Below are 15,036 nucleotides of genomic sequence, written 5' to 3' on the forward strand. Positions count from 1 at the left end.
GCGCGCGCTTCGCTCCGCGAAGACGACGCGCCGTCGCTACGCGACGGATACGTCGCGATGCTCCGCATCGCTGACGCTGCGTCACTCCGTGACGCAGGCCGGCCGCTTCGCGACCGGAACTCAGATCGCTCCGCGATCCGAGCCAGCGAGATCCCGCTCCGCGGTCTCTCGCTGAACGGAGTCCGCTCCGCGAACTCCTAAAAGCGGCTGGCTAGGCGACTGGTGTCGTCCGGGGTTCGGGCCTGCCGGGTTCACCAAGCTGACAGGTACCGCTCTTGCAAAAAGTGTGCGCTCTCAGGCTCGGCGGCTTCCTTCAGGTTCTCAACTGTAGCGTTTCGAGGGTGCTTCCTCAGCGATTTCATGGGCAAAAAATTTACGAGATCTCTGAGAGTTCGGAGCGCTCCTTTTCAGCGGTGACCCCGCCGACTTCGCGGAGGATGCTCTGGATCAACTGGCTTCTTTTCTCGGAGAGTTGGCTGTTCTTCTGGCTGGTGCGGATCTTGCAGAGCCAGGGCCCGATCATGACGCGTTCCCCGTCGACCTCGATTCCCTCCCGGGCGCCAGGAGGACGGCCGTGCCGCTCCACGAAGGCGCGCAGCAGTAGGGCTGTCTGTTCGAAGGACCGGCGTCTCCTGGTCTGGGGAGTGCTGGGTGCGGCGGGGGCGGGGGTGGTTTTCTTCGTCCGCAGGGTGATCTGGTCCGGAGTAAGGCCGAGGCGGGTCAAGAGGTGGCGCTGACCGTCGTTGAGGCTGCCCCAGGTGGTGAGCTGACGCTGCAGCCAAGCGCCGGCCTTCACGCCGTCGATCACCGTGTCGCGGCGCAGCGTGGCGGGGTCGTGTCCGTCTTGAATGTGGTGAGCCAGGAGGTGGTACTTGCGGTGCCAGTCGGGTCCGTATGGGAGGAGCCAGTCGGGATCGAGGCCTGTGAGGCGCGCGCGGCGGGCTTCGGAGAGCTGGCCTTTGCGGGCAAGGCCGCGTTGGTCGACGAGGAACTGGCCACCGGGGGCATGGGCGGGGATGGCGAGGTGGCCGTGTTCGGTGTGGAAGGCCTCGATGAGGGTCATGTTGCCTTCGAAGGCGGCTTCGTTCTCGTCCCAGATCATGCCGAGGGTTTCGAGCTCGGCGATCCAGTCGGCGGTCAGGGTGCCGCGGCGGCGGGCGGTGCGCTGGCCGGCGATGAAGGCTCCCAGGCGGTAGCCGTAGGCGTCGGTGTAGTCGACCGGGACCTTCAGGTGCCCGTGTTCGACGTGGTAGCGGATGGCGGCGGCCAGGCCGGCGCGACGGGGTGCCGAGAGCACCGCGCCGGTAGAGGGCCAGGCCAACAGGTCCATGGCGCGGGCGATCGTGTCGGGGTCGAGGGTGAAGTCGAAGCGGAACCGGCGGGTGATCAGGCGGTGGGTGATCTCGTCCAGGCGGTGCGCGGTGGTCTTGCGGGGGGCGCGGGCGGCGATGGTCTGGTCGTGGTGGCGCAGTGCTGCGGTGATCAGCCAGAGGGCTTCGTAGGGGGTGTCGAGAAGGTCGGTGGGGTCGGCGTCGGGTGGGATGTAGGCGGGGATGACCAGGCTCGCGGTCTTCACGTCGACGGTGGGGGGTTTGCGTAGGGCGCGGCCCAGGGCCTGGACGATCCGGCGCACGCTCTCGGTGCGGGAGGCGAAGACGATCGCGTCGACGGCTGGCAGGTCGATGCCCTCGGACAGCACCTGGGCGTTGGTGATCACAGCGCGATCAGCGTTCGCGAACCGGTCGAGGAGCTTCGCGCGCTGGTCGGGGGTGTGGTTGCCGTTGATCGAGGAGACGGACAGGGTGCTGGCCCAGGAGGGACGCTGCTCAGGAGGGAGGGTGCGCAGGGTGTGGGGGAACTGGCGGGCGAAGTCGGCGGCGTCCGCGACCTGCTGGAAGTAGACGATCACATGCTTGAGGTCGTGCTCGGTCATCGCTTTGAGGACCGCCAGGTGTAGAGCGGTCGTCCGGCGCGCGGTCGGGGCGAAACCTGTGTGCGCGCCATCGGGGTCGGTCAGGACCGTGCGCAGGTCGGTGTCGGTGATGGTGGGGACGAGGAGCTGGTAGTCGGCCAGGACACCGTCCTCGATCGCGGCCGCGTGGGTGTAGGTGTGCAGGCGGGGGCCGAACACTTTCGGATCGTCCATCGAGGCGACCAGGGACGGGGACTCCCACGCGGGTGCAGCCTGGGGACTGCGCTTGGGGCGCGGGCGAGTGTCCGGGACTTCGCCCAGGCGCGGCGCCTCCCACTCGTACGGCGTCGCCGTGAGGTAGAGGCGGCGGTCGGCCCGGACGTGCTGGTTGTCGTGGAGCATCGTCCACTGTTTGTCCCAGCTGCCTGCGGTTCGGTGCGCCTCGTCCACAATCATGAGGTCGAAGACGGGGGCGGTGAAGACCGAGTGCAGGGCCTCCTCGATCCTGGGGAGGGAATCGAGCGTGACGAACACCGTCGCCTTTTTGTGGCGGGCGAGCCAGTACGCCAGGTACTCCCCCGAACCCGTGGACACCGCTCCGGCCTCGGCGAGCAGCGGATGCTTCTCGGCCCGGAGCGAGGAGACAGCCATCAGCGGTTCGGTACGGCCATCCGCACGGGCGACTTGGGCCCACTGGCCGATCAGGTCCCGAGACGGTACGGCGATGAGGAGGTGATCGGCGTTCAATGCCTCGGCGGTACGCAGCGCGATCAGCGTCTTGCCCGTCCCGCACGCCGACACCATGTGCCCCCGGGTGCCGGGCTTCTTCAGGCCGCGTACTCCACGGTCCACCGCCGCCTGCTGATCCGGGCGCAGCACACGGCGGGGTGCAGAGGGGGCGGAGACGGCGGGCGGCGCGGTGGTGGGCTCGGAGGCAGGGGGCGTCACGGACAACCTCGACTCACGGCGGCAACGGGCATGCATCATCCTCCCGCAGGGCACAGGCCAGTACGGACTGGGACGGGGTAGGTCAGGCGGTGCCGAGGCGGCTGAAGGCCCAGCGGAGGACTTCTTGGTCGACTCGGGTGCGTCCGGTGCGGTGCAGAGCGGTGTGGGTGTGGGCGGTGAGACGGGCCCAGTTGCGGAAGTTGCCATGGGCGGCGCGGCTGTCGGCGAAGGCGATGTCTTCAGGGTCGGCGTCGGCCCAGATGGGGTGGTAGAGCGGGATGGCTTCGAGGACTTCGGCGGGGGTGAGGCGGGTGAAGTGCTGCCAGATGAAGATGCGGGAGGACAGCATCGGCTCTTTGCGTAGCGCGTGGTAGCAGCCTTCACCGCCGACGAAGACGACGGCGAGCTGGGTGTGGGGGTCGTCCCAGAGGTATCGGACGTATTCCAGCAGGGGACCGCTCAGCCACTGTGCCTCGTCCAGGACCAGGGTGCGTGGATGCGAGGCAAGCGCGGTCTTGAGGAGCTGGTCGAATTCACTGGCGTAGCGCGGGGGCTGGCCCGGCAGTTCGAGGGCGGTGAACAGCTCCTGGCGGATCGTGCGGGTGGTGGGGCGGGTGTGGAAGGTGATGCGGCGGATGTCCTCGCTGGCTTCGAGGGCGCGCAGGCAGCTGGTGGCGGCGACGGTCTTGCCGAAGCCGGCGCCGCCGTAGAGGCACGTCATGGCGCGGGCCTCGATCGTGTCGGTGAGGTTCTCCCGGGCGGTGAGCAGGGCGCGGGTACTCACGAGACGTGCGTCGGGCAGGGACACGTACTGGTCGGTGGGGGCGGGCGGCAGGCGGCTCATGGGGTGTCCTCGTCGTCGCGGTGGTCGGGGGTGGGAGCGGGAGTGGCGGGCCGGGTGAGGGCTTTGAGGCTGGTGGGGGTGGCCCAGTCATCGCACGGTGGCGGGAGCGGGATCAGATCGGGCAGCGCCAGCGCCGTGAGATCGGCTTTCTCGTAGCGGGCCAGCTCCCGGGTGGCTTCGGTGGTGGTGATCGCGTCCAGGCGCTGCGCCGGGGCGGGTGTGGTGGCGGGAGCGAAGCGTTCGTGGCGGAGGCGTTCGGCGGCTTTCGCGTCAGCGCGCAGGCGGCGGGCGCGCTGGTTGCGGGCACGGCGCAGGGCGGTGCGTTGTTCGTCGGTGGCCTGATCGGCCAGGTGGGCGGTGCCGAGGTGGCGGCCTTGGAAGTCGCAGACTCCGATCTCGTGGGTGTGGTGGGGCATGAAGCGCACGGTGACCTTGCGGCCGGCTTGTCCGGTCATCCAGTCGGCGAGGTAGTCGCGGTTCTTGAAGCGGATGCCGTGGCTGGTGACGGTGCGGGTGCGGCCGTCGTCTTCGAGGGTGAAGGACCATAGGTCCTCGGCGGGAACGTCGCGCAGCGGCGTCGGGTCGGCCTGCCATGCCTCAAGCGGGGTGGTGCCGTGCAGTTCGGCGGGGCGATGCCCGGTGTTCCACCAGGTCACCCAGGACAGGAGTTGTTCGGTGAAGTCCTGGAAGGTCATGAGCGGGCCGGCGGACTTGGGGTCGGGGTGCTTACGCGGGGGGCTGGTGGGGGGCTTGCGGGGTTTGGGGGTGTAGTCGGGCAGGGCGGCGAAGAGCATCACGGTGGCGCTGTGGTTGAGGTTCTCGATGCTGCCTTTCAGGTGCGGGCTGTACGGGGGCAGGACGGTGAGGTCGGCGTTGAGGGTGGTCAGGGCGGTGGTGACGGTGCGGGAGAGGAAGTCACGGCCGCGGTCGAACCGCAGATGCTCGGGCAGCCCGCCGAACGGCCCGTACGGGTCGGTCCGCACGATCGCGGAGCGCAGCGCGGCCAGGACCGAGGCTCGGGTGGGGAAGCCCGGGGTGACGGCGGCACCGGTGACGGCTTTGGTGGCGCAGTCGATGAACCAGGTGACGTAGGGGTGGAGCAAGGTGCCGTCGGCGTCCACGCGCAGCGGGGCCTGGACATGGTCGGCCTCCCACACCTCGTTGCGCCAGGTGCGGGGGCGTTTGGCGAAGACGTCGTGGGCGCGGGCGGCCTCGGGCCCGTGGCGGTAACCGGCCCGCTCCCCCGCCGTCAGATCCCGGCGCACCGCGCGCAGGAACGTCGCCAGCGACGGCACCGGCTCCAGCAGCGGGACCGCGGCCGGTGGCGCGCCGCCCGGAACGGGTGCGGGCGGCCGTGGCAGGCCGGAGTCGGCACTCGTCGCGGTGCCGGTCGTTTCGGATGGCGCCGTGCTGGCGGTACGGGCGCGGGCGAGGAGCTCGCGGTGGACCGCGGAGGCGTTGCCGTGCCAGTACGCCAGCAGCACCCGCAGCTCAGGGGTGATCTCGAAGCGGTTGGTGCGGCGGGCGCCCGGAGAAGCAGCCGTGGTGGGGGCGGTGGTGGCATCCGCCAGCCAGCGCCAGACCGTGCGGTCGGAGACGTTCAGGCACTGTGCCGTGGTGTGGACGTGACCGCGGGTGAGCCGGCCCTCCGCGCGCAGAGCGAGCAGGCGCCGGACCGCAGGGCCGTGCAGGGCAGTCAGCGACACGGCGTCGAGGGCCAGGTGCGGTGAGGGCACCCGCCCGGCGTCGTCGGGGGTGGTTGCGTTCATGGGGCTCCTCCGTGCCTCTACGGAAACGGCCGCATCAAAGGCTGGGGCCGAGGCGGGAGCAGGCCCACGTCAGCAACGCACGATCCACCGCGGTACCGGAGCCGCGGTCCAGGGCCGCGTACACGTGGGAGGTGATCTTCGCCCAGGTACGGAAGTTCCCCCGCGCGCACGTCTTGTCCGCATGGAGCAGATCCTCGTCGGCCGCGGTGTGCCACAGCGGGTGGAACAGGCGCAGCACGCCGGGAACCTGCGCGGGGCCCAGGCGTGGCGTGTGCTGCCAGGTCAGTACCCGTGAAGCCAGCGCGGGAGCACGGGCCAGGGTGCGCTCGGCGCCGGCTCCGCACAGCACCACAGACGTCTGGGTAGCAGGCGTGTCGACCAGCAGACGCAGGTAGTCCAGCTCGGGGGCGGCAATGCGCTGAACGTCATCGACGACCAGCACCCCCGGATCCTTCAGAGCGCCCAGGAGCGCGCGATCAGCCGCATCCGTACGGTTCGTCAAGGACGTGGCGGGCAAGCCGAAGGCGGTGAGCAGCGCAGCGCGCAGCTGCGGCAGGGCCGGCTTCACCGCCACCAGCGCATGACGGACCGGAACACGGCGCGGCAGCCGTCTCAGGGCCTGATGAAAGGCAACCGTCTTCCCCTGCCCGGTGTCCCCGTACACGCACAGCACACCCCGTGCGGCGACGGTATGCGCGAGCGCTTCAGTGACCTCGCCGAGCTGGAGGGTGGAGACCATGCGGGCGCCCGGGGCGTAGAGCCGTACCCCCTGGCCGAACGAGGAGGGGCCTGGCTGCTCCCGCGTGCTGTCATCCCCGCCGGGCTCGGTAGCGGGCGGGGCAGGCCGGCCTGACTCATCGACGGTACCCGGCAGGGCGAGCTCGGCCAGCGCGCGGTCGTAACGCTCGGGGATACGGCGGGCATGAGCGGGACGGGAGACCGCCAGGGTACGGCCGGCCTGCTTCTCGCGGCGGATCGCGTCATGCAGCGTCGTCAGCGCCGGAACCCGGTCCGCGCCCGGCACATCCCGTTCAGGATCCGCGGCTTCGGCCTGTTCCCGCATCCAGCGGTGCAGCGCCTTGACGTTCCCGCCCAGGTTCGACAGCCGGGCCCACACCTCGTCCGTGACCGTGTACGCCGCACGCCGCCGCTCCCCTTCCACTTGTCCCGTGTCCTGTGCTCGGGCCAGCCAGTTCCACACCGTCCGCAGATGCACCCCGGCCGTCTCCGCAGCGATCCGCACATGGACCGTCTGAAGCGTGCCCGCCTCACGAAGGGCCAGCAGGCGCCGCACCACCACCTGGCGGATCAACGCCCGGTCCTGCACGGGCGAGCGAAGCTGCGGGGAAGCGGCAGACGACGAGCTTGTCCCCTCCCCCAAGACCGGGGCAGAGGCAGCACGTGGCGAAGACCGTGGAGTCATACCCACCAGCACACCGGGACGGCGGCACCAGGTGTACAGGAATGGGCATCCCTACGTCAGCCACCCATCAGGTGTGCTACGCCCAACTCGCAGAGCACGACAGCCATTTCCTCGCTCTGCGACAGCCACCATGCCTGCGACCGGCAGTCGAAAAGAGCAGGCCAACACCCGTTCAGTGAGACTCAGGCACGCTGACACCCAACCCGCTGACACCACACCACACAATCACAAACGGGAAGTCCGTGCTTCGGGTGATCTTTCGATCCTCACACGACCACTGCGGCGGCTGATCCTCCCGTTGGGTTGTGCCCGTCGGGCAGTACTTGGGAGCCGCACACAACCAGCCGCTACTCCCGCATCCGACGCCACGATCCGGCATGGAGGCCTCGCCTTCACCACGCCGACTGGTCAACCCTCGACCCAGCCGACCTCACCAGACGCTTTCGCTAGGTCCTCAACCGGCCGGACTCCGCCGCCTCCCCAGCCTCCCCCACCGGACTGCAACCTGCTCTTGGAGCAAGGCGTCGATCGCATCCTCTGGACAGCATTTTCGGCACAGCCGCCATCTGCTGACGTTGCCTCAGCATCGCGCTCAAAAATCTCAGGAGCCCCACCGAAGACCTACTGCGGTGGGGCTCCTGGATCACTTACCGGCTCAGCAGGCCAATCGCCCCTGAATCGCTTTCAGGCGCTCGCGGCTAACGGCCCGATCGTCGTCCCTCAGCTGCGAAAGAATATTCGCACTCACTTCATCCAACGGGCACGTGGAAGTAGCAAGCCGCTGAAGTCGAGCCTCTTGGGCAAAGAATCCGGCGCCAGGAACGTTCCGATCCAGTTGTCCCATAGCCGTCAAGCTTGCATGCGCACACTTGAGTGCATCTTCGACATCGGCGCTGAAGCGATAGAGAGCCGCATAGCGCAGCACGAGCACCGAGTAGAAGGAATAGGTACCTACCACATCGGTGATCCCCTCATCGGAGGGCTCGAGTTCCTGGAACCCGTCCAATGACGTCACGTATTCCCGGAAAGCAGTAACCGAGATTGTAGGGCCCCAAAGGTCCTCCATGAGCCGGATGATGACATCGGCGTCATCGCCCCGGGCAGAGTCACTTCCGGACAACCCGGTGAATACTTGCGCCATCCGCTCCGCGCAACCTGCTACGAAGGTTGCGACCTGAGTCTGTGATTGCCCGCGGAGGGCCGCCACAACAGCCTCATCAACTACCACTCAAAGCTCCTCTGACGAGTTGTACTTTTCCCATTTCCGGGGTACACCTCGCCCATCATCTTACCGCCGGTGCCGCGGATGAGCGGGGCACACCTCCCCAGACACACGTTGCGGGAAGTGCCCCCTGCAATGGGAGTCCAACCCATTGCATTAATGAAGAGCAGGGCGTTCTGCTCTGCGTGAGTATCAGGAATGTTGTCGGCGACGATCTCTCCCTTGCCGACTGCCGACATCTGCGCAGGCGTCAATCCGTCTCCAGACCCGGCAACTACATTGACCGGCCCATGAGGAGTGTCCGCCCTGATCACAGCCACCGTACTCACGTTCTTGCGAACGAACTTATCTGGCTCAGCCGCGTGAATTTCACTTGCTCGTGCCGAAAGATTGCAGTTGTGGACGAGTGCCGGTGTGGCCCCCGCCAGCACATAGTACGTGTGGATCCCGTCCACAGTGAGGTTGTGTACAGTCGCCTGTTCAGTCCGTGCCTGGACCGCCGTGACCTGGACCCACGTGCCAGACGAAGTCCGCAGCCACTGCCCCGGCTTGACCTCATCCGCGTTCATCCACTTCTTCAGCTCAGGAAGCCAGAAGGGGTGGTTGGCAGTCGCCGTGATGGTATCCGTCGCCGTACCGCGGTCGCCGTCCGTGTCGACGGTCAGCTCCACCAACTGCTTGGTGCCATGGCCCTCGATGGTTGCGGACACGGGCTTTGGCTCGGTGATGCCCTTCTCCGGGTCGGTGGACAGGACCTTGTCACCGATCTCCAGCTTCTCGATCGGCTTCGCCGTGCCGTCCGCGAGAACGACCTCAGTACCGGGAACGAAGCTGTTGTCACTGCAGGACGAAGCCTTGCCACCGCCCTCGCTCTTGCCCGGGCTCTTGCCACCCCCATCCGGTGCCTTGCCGCTCGAGACAGGATCGGCCTTCTCCGCCGCCGGCGCCGGCTTCGGCTTGGGCTCGGCCGGGGCCTCAGGCTTCGGTTCGGGCTTGGGCTTCGGAGCAGGCGGCGGCGTCGCCTCCTCCACGGCCTTGGCCACGTCCTTCGAGGCTTCCTCGGTCTTGGTGGCCGCCTTCGCCGTGTCCTCAACCGCCGCCTCGGTCTTCTCGACCGCCTTGGCCGCGTCGGCACCTTCCTCGACATACTTCGCACCCTTGGCCGCCGTCGCGGCGTACCCGGCGATCGGTACCGCCGACGCGAAGGAGAGCGTCGCATTGAGGGAGTCGCCCTCACCCAGGTACCACAGGCCGTTCAATCCGTCGGCCCACTCGCCGACCACCGGCGCCATGCCGATCACGTCCAGCGTCTCATGACCATAGTCCGAGACGACGTCCTTGACGTCGTCCCAGCTGATGCCGAAGAGCATTCCGGACGGGTCCGGGAATCCTAGCGGGTTGTTTCGGCCATACGCGTAGGCGTGCAGCTGCTGGGGGTCGGAGAGATCTGCGACGGGGTCGACCGAAATGAAACGACCGGAGTTGGGGTCGTACTCCCGGGCCCCCAGATGCGTCAGGCCCGTGGAGGAGTCCATCGTGCCACCCAGGAAACCCTTGTCGTTCGGCCAGGCGACCGGCTTGGCATCACGTGGTCCGCCGAACGGCAAGGTCCGCCGCTGGGTGATTCCCTGCGTCTTGGCGTTCACGGCGAGTTCTGCCGTGCCGTTCTGGCCGCCGCCGAGCCAGTGGACGCCCTTGGGCGTACGGACCGCGACCTGCTGGCCACCGTGTGCGTAGTAACGCGTGCCTGTGACGGACTGTTTGGCCGGGTCGGACTCCTTCGTGTCGAGGGCGAGCTCCATCGAACCCAGGTACAGAGTCACGGTGTTGCTCGTGGCATCCCGCCGCAGCAACCGGTTGCCGCCGGCGTCATAGACGAACGAAGTCGCCTTGCCGCCCTCCGGGGTCAGCTGGCTCAGGCGTCCTTCGACGTCCCAGACCAGGTTCTGCTTCGGACTGGTTCCCAGCTTCCGTGAGGTCGTGTTGCCGACCGCGTCGTACTCGTAGGTGTCCTTCGTCTCGATCGTCTTACCGCCGGTGGTCTCCGTGACGTCGACCGACTCGAGGGCGTGCGAGGACGCATTGCCCTTGCCTCGAGGGTGGTATACCCGGGTGGTCTGCGTACCGCCCGGCGCTGTGGCGTAGTTGACCTCCTTGGTGCGGTTGCCCGCGACGTCGTACTCGAAGGACTGCCGATAGGGGGCCGGGCCGCCCAGGGCCGCCTTCGCCGGGTCCGTCGCGCAGTCGTTCGTGCCCTGGGCCCACGCGTCCGTCAGACGGCGCAGGTAGTCGTAGCGGAAGCACTGCACATCGGCTGGATGATTGGTCGGCGTATCAGCGATCTTCGTCGTATTGCCGGCCGGGTCGTAGGTGTAGTCGACGTCGGAGTCGGCGTCTTTGACGGTCTCCCGGTCCAGTCGAGCGCGTTGGAGCCGCCGTGTGCCCTCCTCGTAGAAGCTGGTCCGCCAGGTGTACTTGTCGCCGCTCGAGAGGCCCATCCCCAGCTGGAGCGTCTCGCCGTAGTTGGAGTACTTGGTCTCCCGGACGTAGTCGCTCAGCCCGAGCATGTGCAGTGGCAGGCCGACCAGGTTGTATCCGATGTTGATCGTCTCGGCGGGCAGGCCGCCACCGCCCGGGAGCGTCGCGGACTTGATGGAGCCGTCCGGGTTGTACGCCGTGCTCGTCGTGTAGTCGCCGGCGAGTTTGCCCTCCACCTTGGGGATCTTGATCGTGCTCTTTGTCGGACGGCCTGCGGTGTCGTAGGCGTCGATCACCGTGGTGTACGCCTGCGGTTCGGCAGCACGCGCGTCCTTCACGAAGCGCGTGGTGGTAGCCGGCCGCCCGATGCCGTTGGGAGCGCTGTCGTACGTCCACCCTGTCAGCTGCGTCTTGCCGTCGTAGACGGCCGTCGGCCGACCGATCAGGTCGTACTGGTAGTTCAGGGTCTTCTTGCGGGCGTCGGTGGAGGAGACGACCTGATCGAGGTCGTTGTAGGTGAGCTCTGTGCGACCCTTGTCGGGGTCTTCGGAAGCGACCTTCCGGCCCCGGACGTCGTACTCGAACGACCAGCGGTCGCCGCTTGGGCTTTCGGCGGAGGTCAGCTGCCCGGTGCGGTCGTAGGTGTAGGAAGTGGAGTCCGCCTCACCGGTGGGCGTGGATCCCTTGTATTCCAGGAGCTTGGTGGTCAGCCCCTGGGCGTTGGTGTACGTGGTGCGGGGCGTCTCCCCGGACGGCGGGGTGACGTCGGTGTGGTCACCGTGGTACGTCGTGGTGGTGCGCCACTTCTCCCTGTTCTTGACCTTGAGGATCGCGTCGGTCTTCCGACCTGCGGCGTCGAAGACGGTCTCGGTCTCCGTCGGGGCGCCGTCCGCCGAGGCCGACGGGTCCACGACCGAGGTGTCGGGGTTTTTGGCGTTGTAGTACGGGCCGACGGCCTTCACGCTCAGGCCGCGCGAGTCGTACACCGTGTCCGAGATGATCCGACCGCCATTGGGGCTGGGGCCCTGGGTCTGCACGGGCCTCAGCAGACCGTCGTGCAGTTGGTGGCTGATCTTGATGTCACCGTTCGGAAGCAGCGACTTGGTGGTGATGATGTTCGGTGCGTCGTTACGAATGAGGTAGACGTACTCGGAGTTGGGCAGATCGCTGCCCTTGCTGCGGCCCGGCAGCCAGACCTTGAGGCGGCGCCCCAGGCTGTCGTAGACCATATCGGTGCGCAGCCGGTTGGCGTCGACGCTGCCGGTGACCAGACCCCAGGCGGGGTCGACGGTGGAGGTGATCTTTCGCTTGAGCGCGTCTGTCACCGCCATGCCGGTAACAGGCCCACCGATGGCCGGGGTGTATTCGGTCGTCGTGGTGCGCTTACCCACATCCGTCGATGAGGTCACACGGCCATGGGCGTCGTAGTCGCTCTCGGTGACGGTGATGAATTGCGGGGTATCGCCGTCGAATCCTTTGAGTTCCTCGGTCCGGGTGACGTCTCCCTTCGAGGGGGTGCCACCGTAGGGGCCGTGGTCGTAGCTCGTACGTACCTCGGATATCGCGTCGGACGGACCATTGGACCGGCCGCACGCCTTGGAGAAAGTAGCCGTGCGCTTGACGAGTGTCAGCAGGTTGGCATCGGTGTTACGGACGTATTCGTAAACCGTGCAGGTGTCGTCTTTGGCGTCGTCACCGTCGTTCTTCCCATCGGTGCCCATGTCACCGAGGTCGTAGGAAGACGCGAGCATGCCGTAGGCGTCGTAGGTGTGCTCGACACCCGTACGACGCACGCCCTTGTCCAACGTGGTCCGATTGACCGTCCTGGCGGTGCCGGCAAGAGTGGCCTTGTCTTCACCCTCCACGGCGGTTGGTTCGGAAACCCAGGGCGTGTTGACCTTTCCCGCCACCTCGGCGGAGTCGTCGTACGAGCCGTTGAACTGCCGTTGTTCCAGGATGAAGGTCTGCGTACGGTCCAGGTCCTTGACCTCGGTGCCGTCGCTGGCCCGGACCGTGACGGACCGCGTTCCCCCATCCTTGTTCTTGCGGTCGCCGTCCATGCCCCGCAGGTAGGTGGTCTCCGTGCGGAGCTGCTTGGTACCAGTGTCGCCGACAGTGGCCCGGATTTTCTGGAAACCGCGCCACTGGCTCCAGGTCTTGTTCTTGCTCTTGACGATCTCGCTCTCGTCGTAGTGCCAGGCCGCGCCGCCCAGGTAGTCGTAGCGGGTCACCTTGTTGGTGCCGTTGGCCAGTCGCCCGTCCTCGACGACGTTGTCGACGACGTACTTGTGGAACCAGTCCTCCTTCTCACCGATCGAGCCCGATTTGGACCAGAAGGACGGGAAGCACCGCTTGGAGTTGTCGGCGGGATCAGGCAAATTGGACGGAGTGCACTCCGGCGCCTTGTAGTTCACCGAGACCGTGCCACCGGACTCCGACTGGATGGCCCGTATCCGCCACTTCACCATGGCGGGGCGGTCGTCGTACGACTTGTCCACCCGGCCGGTGAGCTGAGTTCCGTAGAAGATGGTCTTCGGCAGCGAGATGGTGGAGCCCTGCGCCTTGCCGTTGTGGGCAATGGACTTCAGCCAGAGGCCGCCGGTAAGTCCGTCGCCCGGGACGGGGAAGTAGTGGTCGAGTAGCCACTCGTCGACGTCCTGGTAAGCATTGCCCTTGAGCACCTGAGTGGTGATGGAGGACAGGCGCTTGCGAGTGAAGAAGGTGGGCGCCCACTGGTCCTTGCAGTGCTTGTCGTCGGTGCAGATCTGGTCGTAAGGGACGTCCGGCCAGCGCTTGGCCGTCTCCTCCTTCAGATCTCCCGGCTCACAGTCGGAAGCAGTTCCCGTGCACCGTTCGGCGACGCTGAAGACCACCTGCGCCGGCGCCTTGCCGGAACGCTCGGAACCTTCCCGCGTGCCGTATTCGATGCGCTTGAGGTAACCGCCGCGGTCGTAGGAGACAGAAGTGTCATCCCGGTCGGCACCGTAACGGTTCTTCTCGGTCTCCCAGTAGTACGTCATGGAGTTGCCGTGCACGTCCACGACGTAGTCGAGGTTCCAGCGCCAGGCCTGCTGACACCGGGAGTCCTTGAAGGAGTCCCCGTGGCACGGCTCGTCCTTGTCGTCTCCATAGACCGGTGTGGTCCAGGCGGACTTGGTGCTCTCCTTGTCGTCGGATGTCCGCTTGCCCTTGCCGAAGTAGTAGCGAGTGCCGTCGGTTGTGGTGACGACCCAGTACTCACCTTTGTCGTCGTCGTTGGCACCCCCGGTCTTGCGCTCGATCCGGGTACCGTCGTCCGACTTGAGACGCCAGGTCCCGTCGGACTTCTTGACCAGCTCCCCGTTGCGCCCGCCGAAGTTCATGGTGGCGTTGTCGGAGTGCCAGCACTGGTCGTACTTCTCCTCGCCCTCGGTGTCGTGCCCGTCTTCCTTGCACGACTGGTAGGAGCGCTCGATGAAACCCACGGAGAGGTCGAAGCCCTCACCGGCCCAGGACGGCTGATTGTTCGTGGAGCCGACGCGGCCGTCGATGCTTCCGGAGTTGTAATTGATCGCCAGCTTGGGCGAGGGGCCCGCAACCGCAGGCGGGACGCGCAGAGGGTACTGCCATGAAAAACTGCCGGTGTTGCCGGCCATCTGCCAGCTGCCGGACGGGGCGAGCGAAGTTGCTCCGTAACTGCCTGCCGCGCCGGATGCACCGGCCGTGACCGCCAGCAGTTGGGGCGCCGCAGCCGCAACCGCGTTCTTCGGCGCGACCGGCTGTGCCGCGACATCCGCGGTCAGCGTTCCCCCGCGCACGCTGTTGTGGGTCTTCAGTGCCTTCCGGTCGCTGCACCCGGCTGCCGTGCCGTCGAGGGCGCACCCGGGAAGTGAGGCGAGGGTCAGGCGCGACGCCCAGTCCCCGCCATAAGCCCCTGCGAACTTCGAGTAGTCGACTTCCAGGTTCACTGGGGCAGCGGCCTTGCCGCCGTCCGCCCGGGTGACCTTCAGCAGGATTCCGTCGACGCCCGCCTTGCGAGCGACCGAGCGATCCAGGATGTCGACGCGTACCTTGGCGGGGGCGGCCGCCTGCTTGTCAGGGGCGGCGCCGAAAGCGCGGGCCGAGCGCTCCAGCTGAGTCGAGGCCGCTGCCCCGACGCGTATGGGAAGCGAACCGACCCGTACCTTCTTCGCGCCCGTCTTCGGCGCCACCGAGCGGGTGGCTCCCGCGTCGATGATCGGCGCCTCGGCGGAAGCGGGGGCCGGCCACTGAACCGTGGGCAGGGGCTTCTTGGCGGCCGCGACCGTCTCGTCCTCCGGCAGCGGCTTCATGCCGACATCGGTGACGGGTATGGAGGGGGTGCTCTGCGTCTCGGGGCGCCGCTCGTCCCGGGACTGCTCGTCGGCCCAGGACATCGGTGCTCCTTGCAGGAGCGTGACGATCAGGCCGGCAGCGGTCGTG

At 67.3% G+C, this 15,036-nt stretch carries 6 protein-coding genes; all 6 read right to left on the reverse strand.

Annotated elements, in window-relative coordinates; translation table 11 throughout:
- Positions 1-373 precede the first annotated feature (373 nt).
- The 6 genes from ACZ6X9_RS28360 to ACZ6X9_RS28385 all read right to left on the reverse strand — a co-directional run bounded on the left by ACZ6X9_RS28360 (position 374) and on the right by ACZ6X9_RS28385 (position 14,990).
- Complete coding sequence (locus tag ACZ6X9_RS28360) at positions 374-2,860, reverse strand: helicase associated domain-containing protein (protein WP_469780853.1); 2,487 nt, start codon at positions 2,858-2,860, stop codon at positions 374-376.
- An 82-nt stretch (positions 2,861-2,942) separates the two neighbouring features.
- On the reverse strand, positions 2,943-3,704 hold the full coding sequence (locus ACZ6X9_RS28365; RefSeq protein WP_469780854.1) for an AAA family ATPase: 762 nt from the start codon (positions 3,702-3,704) through the stop codon (positions 2,943-2,945).
- On the reverse strand, positions 3,701-5,473 hold the full coding sequence (locus tag ACZ6X9_RS28370) for a transposase (protein WP_469780855.1): 1,773 nt from the start codon (positions 5,471-5,473) through the stop codon (positions 3,701-3,703). Before ACZ6X9_RS28370 ends, ACZ6X9_RS28365 begins: the two co-directional genes overlap by 4 nt.
- Positions 5,474-5,507: 34 nt before the next feature.
- On the reverse strand, positions 5,508-6,785 hold the full coding sequence (locus ACZ6X9_RS28375; protein WP_469780856.1) for an AAA family ATPase: 1,278 nt from the start codon (positions 6,783-6,785) through the stop codon (positions 5,508-5,510).
- Between the two features lie 766 nt (positions 6,786-7,551).
- Positions 7,552-8,124 carry a hypothetical protein gene (locus ACZ6X9_RS28380; protein ID WP_469780857.1) on the reverse strand — a complete coding sequence of 191 codons (573 nt, stop codon included), beginning with the start codon at positions 8,122-8,124 and terminating at the stop codon, positions 7,552-7,554.
- Entirely contained in the window at positions 8,118-14,990 is a 6,873-nt protein-coding gene (locus tag ACZ6X9_RS28385; protein WP_469780858.1) for a polymorphic toxin-type HINT domain-containing protein, read from the reverse strand. The genes ACZ6X9_RS28380 and ACZ6X9_RS28385 overlap by 7 nt, the downstream gene beginning before the upstream one ends.
- Positions 14,991-15,036 lie beyond the last annotated feature (46 nt).

It is taken from the genome of Streptomyces sp. NPDC052910, from assembly GCF_055585605.1.

Excerpts from the sequence above, each read along its gene's own strand:
- ACZ6X9_RS28365 (WP_469780854.1), bottom strand. The coding sequence starts at position 3,704 with ATGAGCCGCCTGCCGCCCGCCCCCACCGACCAGTACGTGTCCCTGCCC.
- ACZ6X9_RS28370 (WP_469780855.1), bottom strand. The coding sequence starts at position 5,473 with ATGAACGCAACCACCCCCGACGACGCCGGGCGGGTGCCCTCACCGCAC.
- ACZ6X9_RS28385 (WP_469780858.1), bottom strand. The coding sequence starts at position 14,990 with ATGTCCTGGGCCGACGAGCAGTCCCGGGACGAGCGGCGCCCCGAGACG.